The 21,234-nt window shown below is 71.2% G+C and carries 5 protein-coding genes; all 5 read right to left on the reverse strand.

The window, feature by feature from the left end; genetic code table 11:
• Positions 1-3,299 (reverse strand): amino acid adenylation domain-containing protein (locus ACIQAC_RS14855; protein WP_402190769.1); only part of this gene is annotated, 3,299 nt, incomplete at its 3' end.
• Positions 3,300-3,443: 144 nt separating this feature from the next.
• Entirely contained in the window at positions 3,444-7,994 is a 4,551-nt protein-coding gene (locus tag ACIQAC_RS14860; RefSeq protein WP_402190772.1) for an amino acid adenylation domain-containing protein, read from the reverse strand.
• Positions 7,991-19,027 (reverse strand): amino acid adenylation domain-containing protein, encoded by an 11,037-nt coding sequence (locus tag ACIQAC_RS14865; RefSeq protein WP_402190775.1) that lies wholly within the window; start codon positions 19,025-19,027, stop codon positions 7,991-7,993. Before ACIQAC_RS14865 ends, ACIQAC_RS14860 begins: the two co-directional genes overlap by 4 nt.
• A gap of 208 nt (positions 19,028-19,235) precedes the next feature.
• Complete coding sequence (locus tag ACIQAC_RS14870) at positions 19,236-20,510, reverse strand: sensor histidine kinase (RefSeq protein ID WP_402191737.1); 1,275 nt, start codon at positions 20,508-20,510, stop codon at positions 19,236-19,238.
• Positions 20,511-20,576: 66 nt separating this feature from the next.
• On the reverse strand, positions 20,577-21,230 hold the full coding sequence (locus tag ACIQAC_RS14875; RefSeq protein WP_402191738.1) for a response regulator transcription factor: 654 nt from the start codon (positions 21,228-21,230) through the stop codon (positions 20,577-20,579).
• Positions 21,231-21,234 lie beyond the last annotated feature (4 nt).

The raw sequence follows: 21,234 nt of genomic DNA on the forward strand, positions 1-21,234 counted from the left end.
AACATGACATGCGCGTCCAACACAGCACCCAGACCGGCCGTCAGCACATCCAGACCCACACCCGCCGGCACACCCACCGACATCCACTGCGCGAACCCCGGACGTACCGCGTCCGCGCCCAGTGCCAGCATGGCCGGAGTCCAGGCCACCTCACCCGTGCCGACATCCTCCGGACCGGACCGCCCGCCCGTCGGTACCGCCACCAACGCGAGGCGTTCCGGTGTCTTCTCCTCGAACACCTGCCGCGGGGTCACCGTCAGACCCGCCCGACGCGCCTTGGACGCCAACTGCATCGACATGATGGAGTCACCACCCAGCTCGAAGAACCCGTCGTCAACCCCCACCACCTCCAGCCCCAACACCTCGGCGAACAAACCGCACAACACCCGCTCCACCTCAGAACGCGGAGCCCGCCCCAACACACGCGAAGCAAAATCCGGCGCCGGCAACGCCGACCGATCCACCTTCCCGTTCGCCGTCAACGGCAGGTCGTCCAGGACGATCACCACGGCCGGGACCATGAACTCCGGCAGCCTGTCCGACAGTCCGGCACGCAGCTCCTCCGGGTCCACGCCACCCACCGACTCCGGAACCACATAGCCGACCAGCCGCTTGTCACCGCCCCCGTCCACCGCCGGCGCCGTGACCACCGCCTGTGCGACACCCTCGTGGCCGGCGAGTGCCGCCTCGACCTCACCCGGCTCCACCCGGAACCCGCGTACCTTCACCTGCGCGTCCATCCGACCCGCGAACAGCAACTCGCCCTCGGTGGACCACCGGGCCAGATCCCCCGTCCGGTACATCCGGCCACCCGCGTCCCACGGGCAGGCCACAAACCGCTCGGCCGTCAGTGCCGCCCGGCCCAGATAGCCGCGTGCCAGGCCGCTGCCGGCCACATACAGCTCGCCCGTCACCCCGGGCGGCACCGGCCGCAGATAGGGGTCCAGCACATACACCCGCCGGTTCCCCAGCGGCCGTCCGATCGGCAGCACCCCGCCGTCCGCCGTATCGGGAGTCAGTACATGCCAAGTCGCGCACAGGGTCACCTCGGTGGGGCCGTACAGGTGCCGCACGACCAGCTCCGGGCATGCCGCACGTACGCGGGACACCGCCCCGGCGGGCACCACATCGCCGCCGGTCAGCACCTCACGCAGGCCCGTGAAGCACTCCGGCGACTCCTCGGCCAGGACACGGAACAGCCCGGCCGTCACATGTACGGCCGTGACACCACCGGTGGCGACCGCCTCGCGGATCCGCGGCGCGTCCACCGCACCGGGCCCGGCCACGACCACCCGTCCACCCGCCACGAGGGGCGCCCACACCTCGTACAGGGAGACGTCGAAGGCGTGAGGGGCATGCATGAGCACCGCGTCGTCCGCGCCCAGCGACCAGCCCGTCTCCCCCGCGAGCCCGGCCACGGCGCCATGCGGTACGGCGACGCCCTTCGGTACGCCCGTCGATCCGGACGTGTACATCACGTAAGCCAAGTCGTCCGCGCCCGGCACAACGGTCGGCGGTGCTGCCGGCTGCGCCGCGAGGGCGGCGGCCACCTCGGGGGCGTCGAGCTCCACCACGCGGGCGGTCCCGCCGGGCACGTGGCGGCGGGTGCGCGCGGTGCACAACACCACGGCGGGGGCGGAGTCCGACAGCAGGAACGCCACCCGCTCCGCCGGATAGTCGGTATCCACGGGCACGTAGGCGGCGCCCGCACGCCAGATGCCCAGCAGCGCGACGAGCAGGTCCGCGGAGCGCTCCATCACCACGGCGACCCGGTCACCCCGCCGCACCCCGGCCGCGGTCAGGTACGCGGCGAGCCGTGCGGAGGTCCGGTCCAACTCGGCGTAGGTGAGGCTGTTCTGGCCGTCCGTCACCGCCACCGCGTCGGGTGAACGCCGTGTCCGACGGGCGAACAGCTCCGGCACCGAGGCGCCCGGCACCGGCACCTCCGTGGTGTTCCACTCGTCCAGTACCAGCGCCCGCTCGGCGCCGTCCAGTACGTCCAGCGCGCCGACCGGCGTCGACGGCTCGGCCACGATCTGCTCCAGCAGCCGTACCAGCCGGTCCCGCACGGCCGCCGCCTGTCCGGCGTCGAAGAGGTCGGGCCGGTAGTCGAGCTTGACCGCCGTACGCGCGCCCTCGGGCGCGACGACGAGGGTGAGCGGGTAGTGGGCGGCCTCGTCGCCGTCGAGGAACCGGACGTCGAACGCGTCGGGGGCGGCCGGCTCCTCGGGCGGGCGGGGGTAGTTCTCGTAGACGACGAGCGTGTCGAAGACCGCCCCGGGCCCGGCGAGCCGCTGGATCTCCGGCAGCCCGAGGTGCTGGTGGGCCATGAGGGCGGACTGCCGCTCCTGGAGGTCGGTGAGGACGTCGGCCACGGTCCGGCCACCGTCCAGGCGTACCCGGACCGGCAGGGTGTTGATGAAGAGCCCGATCATGGACTCCGCGCCGGGCAGGTCCGAGGGGCGGCCCGCGGCGGTGGCGCCGAACACCACGTCCGTACGGCCGGTCAGCCGCGCGAGCAGCATCGCCCACGCGCCCTGCACCAGCGTGTTCACCGTCAGCCCCAGACCGCGGGCCAACCGGGCCATGTCACCGGTGAGTTCAGGGGTGAGGCGGGTGATCAGGCTCTCCGGGGACACCGGCGTGCGGGCCGGGTCGGCCGGGGCGACGAGCGACGGTTCGTCGGCGCCGGCGAGCTCGGACCGCCAGGCGGCACGCGCGGCCTCCTTGTCCTGGCGGCCCAGCCACCCCAGGTACTGCCGGGAGGGGGTGACCGGCGGCAGGGCACCCGTGTCGCCGTACGCTCTGTACACCGCGACGAACTCGTTGAAGAGCACCGCGAGGGACCAGCCGTCCATGACCAGGTGGTGGCTGGTGACAACGAGGCGGTGCCGTTCGTCGGCCAGCCGGACGAGCAACAGCCGCACCAGGGGCGGTACCGCCGGGTCGAACCGCTCCGCCCGCTCCCGGGCGGCCAACCGGTCCAGCTCGCTCAGCGCCGCCCGCTCCGCCAGACCGGCGAGGTCCTCCTCGCGCCACGGCAGCGCCACCTGCCGCGCGACGACCTGCACCGCCTCACCGGACCTGCGCCCCCTGAAGCCGGCGCGCAGCGCGCTGTGCCGGGCCAGCAGCGCCTCCCACGTCCGCCGCAGCCGGGCCGGGTCCAGCGGCCCGACCAGTTCGAGCGTCCGCTGCCCCTGGTAGACGTCCGGACCGCGGTCGTCGAAGGTCGCGTGGAACAGCAGTCCCTCCTGCAACGGCGACAGCGGCAGGACGTCCTCGACGAGGGATCGGGTCATCGTTCAGTCTCCTCACAGCGGGCATGGCAACGACGACGTACGCGTACGGCTGGGTGCGGAGGCGGTGCCGGGGCCGAAGACCCCAAGGGGTGCAGGGGCGGGGCCGTAGGCCCCAGGTGGTGCCGATGCGGGCCCGTCGGTCGGCTAGTTCTGGTCGACGTCGGCGAAGTCGGTCTCGAACTCGTCGACCTCGTCCTGTGCGAGATCCAGCAGGGGGAAGTCGGACGGGGTGTGTCCGCCCGCGTCCGGGGACGTGGTGTGGCCCGCCAGACCGCCCAGCATCGCCAGCCAGGTCTCGCCCAGCAGTTCCGCCTCCGTCTCCGTCAGCAGCCGTTCCGCCCAGGTCAGGACGATGGTCAGGGTGGGTCCCGCCGAGGTGTCCCGGACCACGGCCCCGGCTTCCAGTGCGTGGCGTGCGGCCCGGTCCTCGTCGCCCGCGGCGCCGATCGTGCCCTCCGGCTGCCAGGGACCAACCGTCTCGGCCGGGCTGCCCGCGGGGAACCGGCCCAGGTAGTTGAAACCGATCTGCGGTGCGGGAGCGGCTGCCAGGACCGGCGCGGTCCCGGGGTTGATGTGTCGGAGCAGCTCGTAGCCGAGGCCGTCCCCGGGGACCGCCCTCACCTGCTCCTTGACCGCCTTCACCAAGCTACCCGCGGCGGGCCCGCCCGCCATAGTCTCGTCCAACTGACCAGCGGGGACGTCGAGTCGCACCGGGTGCGAGCTGCTGAACCAGCCCACCGTGCGGGACAGGTCGACCCCTTCGGCCGGCTCCCGCCCGTGCCCCTCCACGTCCACGAGAACGGCGGACACCTCGCCCGAGCCGTCCTGCCGCAGGCGCGCCACGGCACCCGCGAGACCGGCGAGCAACACCTCGTGCACCCCGCAGTGGAACGCCCCCGGCACCCGCTCCACCAGAGCCGCCGCGTGCTGCGCGGGCACCGCCCAGGCGCGGCGCCGCAGGGTGGCGGCGGTGTCCACGGCGGGGTCGAGCGCACGCCGCCCGACGGGCCGCTCCGGCTCGCCCAACAGGGTCGTCCACGCGTCGAGTTCGGCGACCCGCTCGTCGGACACCGCCTGCGCGGCAAGGAGTTGGGACCAGCGACGGAAGGAGGTGGCGACCGGGTCGAGCGCCGGCTCACGTCCGGCGGCCACCGCCTCACACGCAGCCTGCAGGTCCGGCAGCAGCACCCGCCACGACACCCCGTCCACCACCAGGTGATGCGCTACGACGACCAGGCGGCCCACCTCGTTCGGACCCGCGTCCACCCACACCACGCGCACGTTCACACCCGCCACCGGGTCCAGCCCGGCCGCTGCTTCACGGGCCAGCAGGCCCACGTCCGCCGAGCCCGCCTCGACCCGCGAGACCAGCGCGGCCGCGTCCACGGATCCCCGCTCGCCGACCACGAGTGTGTGCTCGCCGGGCAGCGCACGGGCCCGCAGCATGTCGTGACGGTCCAGTACGGCGGCCAGCCCGGCCGTCAGCACGTCCAGTCCGAGCCCGGCCGGCGCGCCCACGATCATCCACTGCGCGAACCCCGGTCGTACGGCCGCCTGCCCCAGCGCCCTCATCGCCGGGGTCCAGGCGATCGCACCGGTTCCGGTGTCCTCCGGCGCGGAGCCGTCCGCCACAGGATCCGTCACGGTCGCGAGCCGTTCCGGTGTCTTGTGCTCGAAGACCTGACGCGGGGTCACCGCCAGTCCGGCCCGGCGCGCCCGGGAGGCCAGCTGCATCGAGCTGATGGAGTCACCGCCCAGCCCGAAGAAACTGTCGTCCACACCCACGCGATCCAGGCCCAGCACCTCGGCGAACAGCTCGCACAGCAGCCGCTCGTTCGCCGTGCGCGGGGCACGGCCGACAGGGCGGTCGGCGAAGTCGGGGGCGGGGAGGGCGGCCCGGTCGACCTTGCCGTTGACCGTCAGGGGCAGGGCGTCGAGTGCGATCAGGGCCGTGGGCACCATGAACTCGGGCAGCCTGCCCGAGAGGTGGGCCCGCGCGGCAGGGATGTCGAGGGTGCCGGCCACCGGCACCACGTAACCGACCAGACGGTCATGACGTACGACCACGGCGGCCTGGGCGACATCCTCGTGCGCGGCGAGGACGGTCTCGATCTCGCCCAGCTCCACGCGGAAGCCACGCACCTTCACCTGTGCGTCGGCCCGCCCGGCGAAGAGCAGGTCGCCGTCCGGTGTCCAGCGGGCCAGGTCTCCGGTCCGGTACATGCGCGCACCGCTGTCCCACGGACAGGCGACGAACCGCTCACCCGTCATCCCGGCCCGCCCCGCATAACCACGGGCCACACCCGGACCGGCCAGGTACAACTCGCCCGTGATCCCGGGCGGAACTGGTTGCAGCAGTTCGTCGAGCACGTAGGTGTGGACGTTGCCCAACGGGCGTCCGATGGTGGGGGGTTGGTCCTGTGGGCCGATACCGGGATTCACCGCACCGGCGGTGGCCATCACGGTCGCCTCGGTCGGGCCGTAGGTGTTGACCAGCCGTACCCGGTCGGCCCAGCGACTCGCCAAGTCCGCCGTCAGCAGTTCGGCACCCAGCACCCAAGTCCGTACGCCCGGGACCGTGTCCGGGTCCAGCACGCTCAGCAGGGACGGCACGACACTCGCCGTCTCGACGCCGGATGAGGCCATCATGCGGGCCAGGGCGCCGACGTCAGCGCGCTCGTCCTTCGTCGCGATCGCGAGCGTGCCGCCCGACGCCAACGTCACCGCCACATCCAGCACCGCCGCGTCGAAACTGAACGACGCGAATTGCAGTACTCCCGTGCCTTCCTGCACACCCATCACCGGGCGCATCGCCTGCACCAGGTTCGCCAAACCGCCGTGCGCGACGGCCACACCCTTCGGCCGACCCGTCGAACCCGACGTATAGATCACATACGCCAGCTGGTCCGGGCTCAGCTCCAGTGCGGGAAGGGGCTTCGATCCGACCTCCGGGGTATCCGGAGACACCCACGGCACATCACCGAACGGCTCCCCCTCCCCCACCACGACCCGCACCCCACAGTCCGCCACCATGAACTCCAACCGCTCCACCGGATACTCCCGATCAAGCGGCACAAAAGCCCCACCCGCCAACCACACCGCCAACTCCGCCACCACCACATCCACCGACCTCGGCAGACACACCCCCACACACACCTCACGCCCCACACCCAACCGGACCAGAGCGCGAGCCAGACGATCCGCCCGCTCCTCCAACTCCCCGTACGACAAGGCAACTTCGCCACACCGGACCGCCACCACATCCGGAGCGACCGACGCCCACCATGCGAACGACTCCGGCACCAACACACCGGGGAGCCCCGTCGTGGTGTCGTTCCATGTGTTGATCACCCGGGACCGCTCGTCGTCGTCCAGGACGTCGATGCGACCAACGAGCGTGTCGGGTTGGGCGACAAGGCGTTCCAGCACTCGTACGAATCGCCGGCCCACCTCGTCCGCCTGCTCCCGGTCGAACACGTCGGGGAGGTAGGAGATGCGGGCCTGGAGGCGGTCGGTCACCAGTACACCGAGGGTGAGCGGATAGTTGGTCGCCTGGCTGCCGGCCGAGACGGAGAAGGCCGGCATGCCGGGGACGGTGGGTTCCCCGTCGGACCTGGGGTAGTTCTCGAACACAACGAGGGTGTCGAAGACCGCACCGGGTCCCGCGGTCCTCTGGATCTCGGCGAGGCCGAGGTGCTGGTGGGCTATGAGTGCCGACTGCCGTTCCTGGAGGCGGGTGAGCATCTCGGCCACGGTCTGCCGGCCGTCCAACGGCACTCGTACGGGCAAGGTGTTGATGAGAAGGCCGACCATCGACTCGACTCCGGGCAGTTCGGCGGGGCGTCCTGCGACGGTGGCGCCGAACACCACGTCCGTACGCCGGGCCAGCCGCGCCAGCACCAGCGCCCACGCGCCCTGCACGACGGTGTTCACGGTCAGACCGTGTGTGCGGGCCCAGTCGGCCAGTGCCCCGGTCGCCTCGGGACGGAGTTCCACATGGCTCTCCGCCGAGAGGAGGGGTTCGCCGTCGCGGTCCGGTGCCGCGACGAGGGTGGGTTCGTCGAGGCCGGCGAGTTCCGTGCGCCAGGCGGCGCGGGCGGCGTCGCCGTCCTGGCGGTTCAGCCAGGCCAGGTACTCCCCGTAGGAGGCGGCGCGGCTCAGGCCCGAGGTGTCGCCGCCCCTCTGGTACACGGCGGAGAGTTCGCCGAGCAGGACCGGCATCGACCAGCCGTCCATGAGGAGGTGGTGGGAGGTGACGATGAGGCGGTGGCGCCGCTCGCCGAGCCGGATCAGGAGGAAGCGGAGCAGGGGCGGTACCGCGAGGTCCATACGTTCCGCGCGTTCCCGTGCGGCCAGTTCCTCGGCCCGCGTCCGAAGTTCGGGCTCCGCGAGGTCCGACAGGTCGGCGTCGCGCCAGGGCAGTGGCACGTTCCTGGTGATGAGCTGTACGGCCTTGCCGTTCTTTCGGCGCTGGAAACTCGCGCGCAGCGCCGCGTGCCGGCGCAGCAGCGCCTGCCAGGAGACGCGCAGCCGTTCGACGTCGAGCGGTCCGTCGATGCCGAGGGCGAACTGCACGGCGTAGACGTCGGGGCCGTCGTCGTCGAATGCGGAGTGGAAAAGCAGCCCCTCCTGGAGGGGCGACAGGGGCCACATCTCGGCGAGTGCGGAGCCCTGTGCAGCGATTGAAGACGTCACCGGGACAGCCCTTCCTCCAGCTTTGCCGCCATCACTTCGAACTGCTCGATCTCGTCCTGGTCGAGGTCCACGAGGCCGAAGTCGGACGGGGTGTGCCCGCCGGCCGTGGGTTCGGTGGTGTGGGCGGCCAGGGCGCCGAGCATGTGCACCCAGGTGTGACCCAGCTGTTCCACGTCGTCCTCGTCCAGGAGTCGGGTCGGCCAGTTGAGCGTGACGGTGAGTTCGGGTCCGGACGGGGTGTCGCGGACCACCGCGAGTCCTTCCAGCGTGTGCATCGCGGGCAGGTCCGGGTCGGTGGAGCCGCCTACGGCTGCTTCGCCTGCCAGTTGCCAGGGGGCGACCGCGGCCACCGGGACCACAGGGGTCACTGGGGTCACTGGGGTCACAGAGGCGGACACGGCCGCCGGTGCGGATGGGGCCGTCGGTGCGGATGCGGCCGTCGGTGCGGATGCGTCGAACCTTCCGAGGTAGTTGAAGCCGATCTGGGGTGCGGGAGCGGCCCGCAGGACCGGTGCCGTGTGGGGGTTGAGGTGGCGCAGCAGGTCGTGACCGAGCCCGTCGCCCGGGACCGCCCGTATCTGCTCCTTGACCGTCTTCACCAGCCGGCCGGCGGCCGGGCCCCCGTCGACGGCGTCCTCGGGTGCGCTGTCCGTGAGGTCGAGCCTGACCGGGCGGGTGCCGGTGAACCAGCCGACCGTGCGGGTCAGGTCGGCTCCGTCGAGCGGCTCACGGCCATGTCCTTCGACGGCCACGAGAAGCGTCTTGGCTGCCGTCCCGCGCCGCCACCGTACGACGGCGGCCGCCAGCCCGGCCAGCAGGATCTCGTGGACACCGCAGTGGAAGGCGGCGGGCATCCGGTCGACGAGGACGGCCGCCTGCTCGGCGGGGACCGTCCACGAGCGGCGTCGCAGGGTGGCGGCGGTGTCCGTGGCGGGGGCGAGGGCGCGTTCACCCAGGAGTGGTTCGGGCTCGCCCAACAGAGTCTGCCAGGCGGGTAGTTCGGCGACACGTTCCTCGGAGACCGCCTGTGCGGCGAGGAGTTGGGACCAGCGGCGGAACGACGTACCCACCGGATCGAGCACCGGCTCACGCCCCTCGGCAACCGCCTCACACGCAGCCTGCAAGTCCGGCAGCAGCACCCGCCAGGACACGCCGTCCACCACCAGGTGATGTGCCACAACCACCAACCGACCCACCACACCCGGGCCCGCGTCCACCCATATCGCGCGGACCATCACACCCGCCGCCGGGTCCAGTCCGTCCGCGGCCCGGCCGGCTGCCCGTCCAGCCACCACGTCCAGCTCCTCCGGCCCCGCGTCCAGTCGCGACACCAGCGGCGCCGCGTCCACCGAGCCGGGCTCGCCCACCACGAGCCGGGCCGCGCCGGGCACGGCCCGCGCGCGCAACATGTCGTGGGTGTCCAGTACGGCGGCCAGAGCGGCCACCAAGGTGCCGAGCCCCAGCCCGGCGGGGGCTCCGACGGTCATCCACTGGGCGAAGAGGGGCTCGGCCGCCCGTGGTCCGAAGGCGTGCATCACGGGTGTCCACGCGACCTCGCCCACGCCTGCGCCGGGCGCGTCGCCGGACCGTTCCTCCGTGTCCGCCACCTCGGCGGCGGCAGCGAGGCGTTCCGGGGTCTTCTCCTCGAACACCTGGCGTGACGTGAGCACAAGACCGGCCCGGCGGGCCCGGGAGACCAGCTGCATGGAGCTGATGGAGTCGCCGCCGAGTTCGAAGAAGCCGTCCTCGACCCCGACCTGTTCCACGCCGAGCATCTCGGCGAACAGGTCGCACAGGAGGCGTTCGCCCTCGGTGCGCGGCTCGCGGCCCGGGGTACGGCCGGCCGCGAAGTCCGGGGCGGGCAGGGCCGTGCGGTCCACCTTGCCGTTCGCGGTGCGCGGCAGTGTGTCGAGGACGACCACGGCGGAGGGCACCATGTAGTCCGGCAGGAGACCGGCCACGGTGTCGCGCACCGCGCCGCCGTCGACGCTCTGCGCGTCGGCGGCGACATAGCCGACCAGTCGGCGGTCCCCGGGACGGTCCTCCCTGATGACCAGTGCGGCCTGGCGGACACCGGGGAATCCCTCAAGGGCCGACTCGATCTCGCCGGGTTCGATGCGGTGACCGCGGATCTTCATCTGGTCGTCGGCACGCCCGACGAAGACCAGCTCACCGTCACCGGTCCACCGCACCACGTCGCCGGTCCGGTACATCCGCTCGCCGTCGGCATACGGGCAGGCCACGAACCGCTCCGCCGACAACCCCGCCCGCCCCGGATACCCGCGCGCGAGCCCCGCACCGGCCACGTACAACTCCCCCGCCACCCCGACCGGCACCGGCAGCAGCGACTCGTCCAGCACGAAGACACGGGTGTTGACCACCGGACGGCCGATCGGCGGTGGACCGTCCTGGTCGCCCATCCGGCCGACGGTGGAGATGACCGTCGCCTCGGTGACGCCGTACTGGTTGTACATCACACGGCCGGCGGACCACTGCCGGCGCAGCTCCGCGGGGAGCGCCTCGCCTCCGGTGATCAGCACACGCAGGTGCGGCAGTGGGTCGTACGGCATCTGGGACATGAAGGTCGGGGGTATCGCCGCGTGGGTGATGTGCCGGGTCCGCACCAGCTCGGTCAGTTCCTCGCCGGACAGTTCCCGCCGCGACGGGGCGAGGACGAGCCGGCCACCGGCACACAGCACGGGCCACATGTCGGCCATGGCGACGTCGAAGCTCGGTGAGACCAGTTGCAGTACGCGGGAGTCCGCGTCCAGGGCGTAGCGGCGTGTGTTCTCGACGACGAGGTTGCGCAGGCCGTGGTGGGGCACGGTGACGCCCTTGGGGCGGCCGGTGGAACCGGAGGTGTGGATGACGTAGGCGGCGTTGTCCGCCCGCAGCGGATACGGCCGCTCCGCGTCGCCGACCGGCCCCCCGGGGTAGCCGGCGAGTCTCGCCGTCTCGGCGGGATCGTCGGTGACGACCACGCTCCCCGCGTATCCCTCGGGCACGGTGTCCCGGGTGCGCGCGGCACACAGCACAACGGCCGGGGCGGAGTCCTGGAGCAGGTACTCCGTACGGTCCGCCGGATAGTCGTGGTCGACGGGTACGTAGACGCCACCCGCCATCCCCACGGCGAGCAGCGCGACGACCATCACCGGCGACCGCTCCACCACGACCGCCACACGGGACTCCGGCCCCACACCTTCGTCGAGCAGCCGGCGTGCGAGCCGTGCGGCCTCCCGCGCCAACTCACCGTAGGTGATGGACCGTTCGGCCGACTCGACGGCGACGGTGTCGGGTGACTGCTGCGCGCGGAGGGCGAAGAGGTCGGGTGCGAGTGCGTCGGGTGCGGGGACCGTGTTGGTGTTCGTGTCTCCGCCAGTGGTCGTGAACCGGGTTCGCTCTTCGTCGGTCAGGACGTCGATCTCGCCGACCCTGAGGCCGGGGTCGGCGGCGACCTGTTCCAGCACCCGGGCCAGCCGCTGTGCGAGGGCCTTGACCGTCTCCTCGTCGAACAGGTCCGTGGCGTAAAGGATGTCGCCGGTGAGGCCGGCCGCGGCACCGTCCGGGTCCCGTCGCTCCGTCAGGGACACCGAGAGGTCGAGCCGGGCCGCTGCCTCGCGCAGGCGGGTGTCGGGGTGTACGCGGACGCCGGGGAGGTGCCACTCAGGCTCGGGCACGTTCTGCAACGCCAGCATCACCTGGAACAACGGATTACGAGACAACGAGCGGACCGGATTGAGCTCCTCCACCAACCGCTCGAACGGCACATCCTGATGCGCATACGCCGCCAGATCAGCAGCCCGCACCCGCTCCACCACCTCCGCGAACGACGGATCCCCCGACACATCAGCCCGCAACACCAACGTGTTCACAAAGAACCCGACCAACTCCTCCAACACCGGCTCCGACCGCCCCGCCACCGGCGTCCCCACCACCACATCCCCACCCGCACCCAACCGCCCCAACAACACACACACCGCCGCATGCACCACCATGAACAACGTCGCCCGACGCTCCCTCGCGATCTCCACGAGGCCCGCATGCACCGAGGCACCCACCTCCACCGGCACCACACGACCCTCGAACGACGGCACCGCCGGACGCACCCGATCCACGGGCAGCACCAGATCACCCGGCATGCCCGCCAACTCCGCGCGCCAGAAATCCAGTTGGCGCTCGATCAGGCCCTCGCCGTCGTCGGAGTCGCTCAGCAGTTCCCGCTGCCACAGCGCGTAGTCCGTGTACCGCACGGGCAGCGCCGGCCAGTCCGGCGACCCGCCTTCGCAACGGGCCGTGTACGCCGTCTCCAGGTCCCGCGCCAGTACGTTCACCGACCAGCCGTCCGCCGCCACATGGTGGACGACAAGCGACAACACGAAGTCAGCCGGGCCCACCGTCACCAGCCACACCCGCCACGGCGCCTCGGTGCGCAGGTCGAAGCCGTGCCGCAGGTGTTCGTCCAGCAGATCCTCGACCCGGTCGTCGCCGCATGCCACGAGGTGGAGCACCGGGCGGGCGTGCTCACCCGTCAGCAGGCGTTGGTGGGGGACGCCGTCGATGTCGGGGAACACGGTCCGCAGACTCTCGTGCCGGTCGGCGACATCACCCAGCGCCGCCTCCAGCGCCACCACGTCCGGGGAACCCGAAAGCCGTAGCACCAACGGCATGTTGTACGCCGTCGCCGCCCCCGGGACCGTCTCCTCCAGCCGGTTGAAGAACCACATGCGCTGCTGCGCGAACGACAACGGCACCACGTCCGGCCGCTCCCGCATCCGCAGAACCGGACCGCTCGTGGCGACGCCCTCGTCCACCGCACGGGCCAGTCCGGCCACGGTCGGCTCCGCGAACAACTCCCCTATTCCCAGCTCCACTTCCAGCTCCGACCGCACCCGGGCCATCAGCCGCATCGCCAGCAGCGAGTCCCCGCCCAGATCGAAGAACGACGCCTCGGCGCCCACCTGTTGCACTCCGAGCACCTCGGCGAACAGGACGCACAACCGGCGCTCGGTCTCCGTCTCCGGTGCACGGCCGGCGGGACGGTCGGCGAAGTCGGGGGCGGGGAGGGCGGCCCGGTCGACCTTGCCGTTCACGGTCAGGGGCAGGGCGTCGAGGCTGATCAGGGCCGTGGGCACCATGAACTCGGGCAGCCTGCCACACAGATACGCCCGCACAGCGGGGATGTCGAAGGCGCCGGGGGCCGGTACGACATAGCCGACGAGCCTGTTCTCGCGCGCGACCACCACGGCCTGGGCGACGGCCGGGTGAGCGGCCAGGGCCGTCTCGATCTCGCCTGGCTCGACCCGGAATCCACGTACCTTCACCTGCGTGTCCGCACGCCCCGCGAACAGCAACTCGTGGCCGGCCGTCCACCGCGCCAGGTCGCCGGTCCGGTACATCCGCGCACCGCGCTCCCACGGACAGGCGACAAACCGCTCACCCGTCTGACCGGGGCGCCCCGCATATCCACGGGCCACCCCAGGACCGGACACATACAACTCACCGGTGACACCGGCGGGAACAGGCCGCAAGTGATCGTCGAGCACGTGGGTACGTACGTTGTCCAACGCCCGCCCGAGGGTCGGCGGCCGGTCCTGCGGAGTGATACCGACGTCAACCGGGCCGGCGGTGGCCATCACGGTCGCCTCCGTCGGGCCGTAGGTGTTCACCAGCCGTACCCGGTCCGCCCAACGACTCGCCAAGTCCGCCGTGAGCAGTTCGGCGCCCAGCACCCAAGTCCGTACGCCCGGGACCGTGTCCGGGTCCAGCACGCTCAGCAGGGACGGCACGACACTCGCCGTCTCGACGCCGGAGGAAGCCATCATGCGGGCCAGGGCACCCACATCCGCGCGCTCGTCCTTCGTCGCGATCGCGAGCGTGCCGCCCGACGCCAACGTCACCGCCACATCCAGCACCGCCGCGTCGAAACTGAACGACGCGAATTGCAGTACTCCCGTGCCTTCCTGCACACCCATCACCGGGCGCATCGCCTGGACCAGGTTGGCCAAACCGCCGTGCGCGACGGCCACACCCTTCGGCCGACCCGTCGAACCCGACGTATAGATCACATACGCCAGCTGGTCCGGCGCCACGGCAAGAGCGGGCAGAGGAGCGGACCCGAAATCCGCGGCATCCGGAGACACCCACGGCACATCACCGAACGGCTCCCCCTCCCCCACCACGACCCGCACCCCACAGTCCGCCACCATGAACTCCAACCGCTCCACCGGATACTCCCGATCAAGCGGCACAAAAGCCCCACCCGCCAACCACACCGCCAACTCCGCCACCACCACATCCACCGACCTCGGCAGACACACCCCCACACACACCTCACGCCCCACACCCAACCGGACCAGAGCGCGAGCCAGACGATCCACCCGCACCCCCAACTCCCCATACGTCAACGCAACTTCGCCACACCGCACCGCCACCACATCCGGAGCCATCAACACCCACCCGGCAAACAACTCCGGCACCAACCCATCCGGCACCGCGACACCGTCGCCGCTCGTGCCGGCAGTCAGCCGCGACCGCTCGTCGTGGGTCAGGACGTCGATGTCTCCGACCCTGAGGCCGGGATCGGCGGCGACCTGTTCCAGCACCCGGGCCAGCCGCTGTGCCAGAGCCTGAACCGTCTCCTCGTCGAACAGGTCCGTGGCAAAGAGGATGTCGCCGGTGAGACCGCCCGGGGCACCCGCGGCGTCGCGCTCTTCGGTGAGCGTGATCGCCAGATCGAATCTGGCGGCCCTGGTGAGCAGGTCGGCGGACTGTACGTGGACGCCGGGGAGGTGCCACTCAGGCTCGGGCACGTTCTGCAACGCCAGCATCACCTGGAACAACGGATTACGAGACAACGAGCGCACCGGATTGAGCTCCTCCACCAACCGCTCGAACGGCACATCCTGATGCGCATACGCCGCCAGATCAGCAGCCCGCACCCGCTCCACCACCTCCGCGAACGACGGATCCCCCGACACATCCGCCCGCAACACCAACGTGTTCACAAAGAACCCGACCAACTCCTCCAACACCGGCTCCGACCGCCCCGCCACCGGCGTCCCCACCACCACATCCCCACCCGCACCCAACCGCCCCAACACCACACACACCGCCGCATGCACCACCATGAACAACGTCGCCCGACGCTCCCTCGCGACGTCGACCAACCCCGCATGCACGAAGGCGTCCACCTCCACCGGCACCACACGACCCTCGAACGACGGCACCGCCGGACGCACCCGGTCCACGGGCAATGTCAATTCACCCGGCATGTCTGCCAACTCACCGCGCCAGAAGTCGAGTTGCCGCTCCAGCACCCCGTCGCCGTCGCCGGGGTCCCCCAGGACCTCGCGCTGCCACAGCGCGTAGTCCGCGTACTGGACCTCCAGCGCGCCCCACTCCGGCACGCCGCCCCCACACCGCGCCCCGTACGCCACTCCCAGGTCGCGCGCCAGCACCCCCATCGACCAGCCGTCCACGGCCACGTGATGTGCCACCACCGACAACACGGACTCACCCGGAGCCGTCACCACCAACCGCACTCGCCACGGCACCTCGGTCCGCAGGTCAAAGCCGTGCCGTGCATGAGCGGACAGCAGTTCCTCGACGTCCTCGCCGTCACGCAACTCGATGACCGTCAGGGGCGGCCCGCCCTGCGCACTGTCGAGGATCCGCTGGTGTGGGACCCCGTCGATGTCGGGGAAGACGGTCCGCAGGCTCTCGTGGCGGCCGGCGACATCACCCAGCGCCGCCTCCAGAGCGGCCAGGTCCAAGGCGCCCGAGAGCCTCAGCACCAGAGGCATGTTGTACGCGGCGGCCGCACCCGGGACCGTCTCCTCCAGCCGGTTCAGGAACCACATGCGCTGCTGCGCGAACGACAACGGCACCACGTCCGGCCGCTCCCACACCCGCAGCTCCACCGCGCCGACTCGACCGGCGCTCCTATCGAGCAGCCGTGCCAGACCGGCCACCGTCGGCTCCGCGAACAGCTCCCCGATCCCCAGCTCCACGTCCAGCACTGCCCGCACCCGGACCATCAACCGCATCGCGCGGAGTGAATCCCCTCCGAGTTCGAAGAACGACGCCTCGGCGCCTACCCGTTCCACCCCCAGCACCTCGGCGAACAGCGCGGACAGCATCTCTTCGAGCGGTGTCGCCGCACCTCGGCCCGCCCCTTGCCCTGTGAGATCGGGCGCGGGCAGGGCGGCCCGGTCGACCTTGCCGTTGACCGTCAGGGGCAGGGCGTCGAGTGCGATCAGGGCCGTGGGCACCATGAACTCGGGCAGCCTGCCACACAGATACTCCCGCACGTCCGCGGTGTCGACGCCGCCGGCCGCCGGAACCACGTAACCGACCAGCCGGTCATCACGGACGACCACGACGGCCTGGGCGACATCCTCGTGCGCGGCGAGGACGGTCTCGACCTCACCCAACTCCACCCGGAAGCCACGCACCTTCACCTGCGCGTCCGCCCGCCCCGCGAACAACAGCCCACCGTCCGGCGCCCACCGGGCCAAATCCCCGGTCCGGTACATCCGCGTGCCGCTGTCCCACGGACAGGCGACGAACCGCTCGCCCGTAAGACCAGGGCGTCCCACATAGCCACGCGCGAGACCGGTCCCCGCCAGGTACAACTCACCAACCAGTCCGGGGGCGAGCGGCTTGAGCCATCCGTCGAGGACATAGGCACGCACACCGTCGAAGGGCCGTCCGATGGAAGGGGGTTGGTCCTGCGGGCCAATTCCGGCATCCACCGCGCCCTCGGTCGCCATCACGGTCGCCTCGGTCGGGCCGTAGGTGTTCACCAGCCGGACCCGGTCGGCCCAGCGACTCGCCAAGTCCGCCGTCAGCAGTTCGGCACCCAGCACCCAAGTCCGTACGCCCGGTACCGCATCCGGATCCAGCACGCTCAACAACGACGGCACCACACTCGCCGCCTCGACACCCGCCGATGCCAGCATCCGGGCCAGAGCGCCGACGTCAGCGCGCTCGTCCTTCGTCGCGATCGCGAGCGTGCCGCCCGACGCCAACGTCACCGCCACATCCAGCACCGCCGCGTCGAAACTGAACGACGCGAATTGCAGTACTCCTGTGCCTTCCTGCACACCCATCACCGGGCGCATCGCCTGGACCAGGTTCGCGAGACCGCCGTGCGCGACGGCCACACCCTTCGGCCGACCCGTCGAACCCGACGTATAGATCACATACGCCAGCTGGTCCGGTACCACGGCAAGAGCGGGCAGAGGAGCGGACCCGATATCCGCGGCATCCGGAGACACCCACGGCACATCACCGAACGGCTCCCCCTCCCCCACCACGACCCGCACCCCACAGTCCGCCACCATGAACTCCAACCGCTCCACCGGATACTCCCGATCAAGCGGCACAAAAGCCCCACCCGCCAACCACACCGCCAACTCCGCCACCACCACGTCCACCGACCTCGGCAGACACACCCCCACACACACCTCACGCCCCACACCCAACCGGACCAGAGCGCGAGCCAGACGAACCGCCCGCACCCCCAACTCCCCATACGTCAAAGCAACTTCGCCACACCGCACCGCCACCACATCCGGAGTCACCGACACCCACCGCCCGAACGACTCCGGCACCAACACACCCGGCGACACCGCCGAGTTCCGGGGCTGGTCCTTCGTGTCGGTCGCGAGTTGTGACATCGGTGCGGAGGGCTGTCGTACGCATCGCTCCAGGAAGGTGAGGAAGGACCGGTGGGCGGCGTGGGTCCACTCGGTGTCGTAGAGCGCGGAGTTGGCTTCGAGGGTGACGCGTATGCCCTCCTCGGCCGTCCAGCCGCTGACCAGTACGCCGAAGTCCTCGGTGCGCCGGCTGGACAGGTCGTGCGCGATGCCGGGATGTGCGCCGAAGTGCAGGGTTTCGCCGGTGGCCGGCATGACGTTCACGTAGGGACCGAAGTGGCGTCGGTCGCCCTGTGGCCAGCCGAGGTCGCGGCGCAGTTGCTCGCCGCGGTAACGCTGGTGGTCGACCAGGGCGCCGATCTCGCGGCCCGCGTCGTGCGCGAGGTCGAGCAGGCTCGCGCCGGCCGCGACGTGCAGGCGGACGGGGAGCATGTTGGCCATCGTGCAGGGGGTGCGGCGGGCGGAGTCGTCGGTGCGGCCGGACACCGGTACGCCCAGGACGGCTTCGTCCGATCCGCTCAGGCGGGCGGTGAAGGCGGCGACGGCGGCGATGACGAGCCGTGGCCAGCTCACGTCGGCGCGGGTCGCGGCCTCCCGCAGGGCGGTCACGGCGGCGGGCGGCAGGTGTCCCGTGGCGCGCAGGACGTGGTGTGCGGTGGGACCGCCGGCCGAGGATCCGGGGGCCGAGGGTCCGTGGCCGGGGACGGTGGGTGTGTCGGGCCGGTCGGCGAAGTGGTCGTACCAGTAGAGCCGGTCCTGGTCGTACTGGTCCGAGGCGCGGTAGGCGGTCTGCTCGTCCAGCAGTTCACGGAGTGGTGTGTGGTCTGCCGGGGCGGGGGTGGTCCCTTGCAGCAGGGCGCTGTAGGTCTCGGCGGTCCTGCGGGCGAGCAGGGTGCAGCCGAAGGCGTCCATGAGGAGGTGGTCGTAACGGTGGAGCCAGATGTGGCGGTCGGGGCTCAGGCGGAAAAGGGTGTGGGTGAAAAGCCTGCCGGTGTCGCCGCCGGTTTCCTGGAGGAGTTCCGCCTGTATGGCTGTTTCGGCGGCCGTGTGTGGAGACGGGTGAGAGGCGAGGTCCACGACCGTGAGAAGTCCGGCGGTATTCCGAGATCCGGAGTCCGGCCGGTCGGGTTCGGTGGGGGGATCGATGAACTGCACGGCCGTATCGCCGTCTTCGACGAATCGGGTGCGGAGTATTTCCGTCTCGGCCACCACATGCCGTAGTGCGCGTTCGAGTGTTTCGGCGTCGATCGGTCCGGCTATTTCGACGTACTGACCGGCGCTGTACGCCTGTCGGGACCCGTCCACCCGTTGCGCCAGCCATATTCCCTCTTGGGAGTCGAACATGGGCAGGGCGTGACCGGTGTTGCGGTTCATCTTTCCCCCTCGTTCCCACTTCGCCGAAACACGGGCGTGTGCACGAGACGTCAGCATCTGCTGTTCTGCCCTTTGGGGACCAGTCATGTCCAACCGGGTACGGCGCACGGTTGGACACAGGCGGCGGCAGAGTGCTTGCGCAGGAGGAATTGCGTGGCGGATTACACGCGGGGAGAAAGGGTTGCCGAGGGGAATCGGGAAGGGGATGTCAGCGCGGGCCCGGGGTGCCGATCGAGGTCGGCAGCGCCGGCTGCTGGGGGTCCTGGCGGGTGCGTGGGGGGAACGACACCTCCACGACGAGCCCGCCCTGTGAGCGGACCCAGGCCCGCAGGGTGCCGCCGTGCGCGGTGGCGATGGACCGGACGATCGACAGGCCCAGGCCGTGGTGTCCGTCGCCGGCGACCCGGTCGAGTCGCTGGAAGGGTTCGAAGAGTCGGCCCACCCGGTCGGCGGGGATCTGGCGGCCGGTGTTGGCCACCCGGACGACACAACGGCCGTTGTGGGCACCGGTGAAGAGCTGGACCCAGCCGTCGGGGACGTTGTAGTCCATGGCGTTGTCGAGCAGGTTGGCCAGCAGCCGTTCCACCAGGGCGCCGTCGCCCCAGATCGGCGCGGGGCCGATGTCGGCCTCCAGGCGCAGCCCGCGTGCCTCGGCGTCCCTGCTGCGGCGTTCGACGACCTGGTCGGCGACCTCGGAGAGGTCCAGGGGTTCGTGGCGGTCGAGGCCGCGTTCGCTGCTGGACAGCGTCAGCAGCGACTCCAGGAGCCGGGCCTGCTGCCGGCTGAGGTCGAGCAGGTGCTGGAAGTTGCTGCGGAACGAGTCGACGGTGGCGTCGCGGTCTATGAGCGACTCCTCCAGGAGCGCGTGTTCCACGGTGAGGGGGGTGCGCAACTCGTGTGCCGCGTTGGCGACGAAGCGTTTGTGGGACTCCAGTGCCGCCTCCAGCCGGCTGAGCAGTCCGTCGACGGTGTCCGCGAGGTCCTTCAGCTCGTCGCCGGGGCCTTCGACGGCCAGCCGCTCGTGCACGTTGCGGGCCGAGATGCGCTGGATGGTGGAGGTCATGGTGCGCAGCGGACCCAGTACGCGGCCGGCGACCAGCCAGCCGAGGCCGATGGCGATCACCGACATGATGGCCAGCGCGATGCCGGACTGCACCAGCAGGTGGTGCATCTCCGCGGCGTGCTGGTCCAGGGCCCGTTGGCGGCGTTCGGTGGCGAGCGGGTCGGCGTCGCACAGGTCGTTGGCGGTGCACAGCCGCAGGCCGTCGGAGACCTCGCCGGGGTCGCCGAGGGAACGCCGGAAGAGGAACATGCCGCCGGGACGGTTGGCCAGCACATAGGTGATGCCGAGCAGTACCGCGCCGGAGACCACGAACATCAGCCCGTACAGCAGGGTGAGCCGCATGCGGACCCGGCGCGGCAGCAGCCGGCGCCCGGCCCGGGCGCGCAGCCCGGTGAGACGGGGGTTGCCGAGCAGGGGCATTGGCCTCACTTCACTTCTTGGATCACAGCGCTTCCCGGATCACTGCTTCCCGGATCACCGTGGTGTTCAGATCCGGTAGCCGCCGCGCGGGACGGTGTCGATCACCGGTGGGGCGCCGAGCTTGGACCGCAGCCGGTTGATCGTCGCCTTGACCGTGGTGGTGAACGGATCGGCGGCCTCGTCCCACACCCGTTCGAGCAGTTCCTCCGCGGAGACCACCCGGCCCTCGGCGGCCATCAGGTACTCCAGGACGGCGAACTCCTTGGGGGTGAGCGCGAGTGGCTCGCCCGCGCGGCCGGCGTGGCGCTGCGCCGGGTCGAGCACCAGGTCGCCGTGGACCAGGACGGGCGGCACGGCGGGTCGGGCGCGCCGGGCCAGCGCCCGTACGCGCGCGACGAGTTCGGCGTAGGCGAACGGTTTGGGGAGGTAGTCGTCGGCGCCGAGGCTCAGGCCCTCCACGCGGTCGGCGATGGTGCCGGACGCGGTGAGCATCAGGACACGGGTGTGGACGGGTGCGGCCACCAGGGCGCCGCACACCTCGTCGCCGTGGACGCCGGGCAGGTCCCGGTCCAGCACAACGACGTCGTAGTCGACGACGGAGGCGCGTTCGAGGGCGCCCTCACCGTCGTAGACGACGTCGACGGCCATGCCCTCGCGGCGCAGCACGCGGGCCACCGAGTCCGCGAGCTGGTTGTGGTCCTCGACCACCAGCACCCTCACCATT

The organism is Streptomyces sp. NPDC088387, assembly GCF_044753385.1.
Classification (GTDB): Bacteria; Actinomycetota; Actinomycetes; order Streptomycetales; family Streptomycetaceae; genus Streptomyces.

What these genes read in the sequence shown, in the direction of transcription:
- ACIQAC_RS14870 (WP_402191737.1), bottom strand. Translation starts at nt 20,510, where the DNA reads ATGCCCCTGCTCGGCAACCCCCGTCTCACCGGGCTGCGCGCCCGGGCC.
- ACIQAC_RS14865 (WP_402190775.1), bottom strand. Translation starts at nt 19,027, where the DNA reads ATGAACCGCAACACCGGTCACGCCCTGCCCATGTTCGACTCCCAAGAG.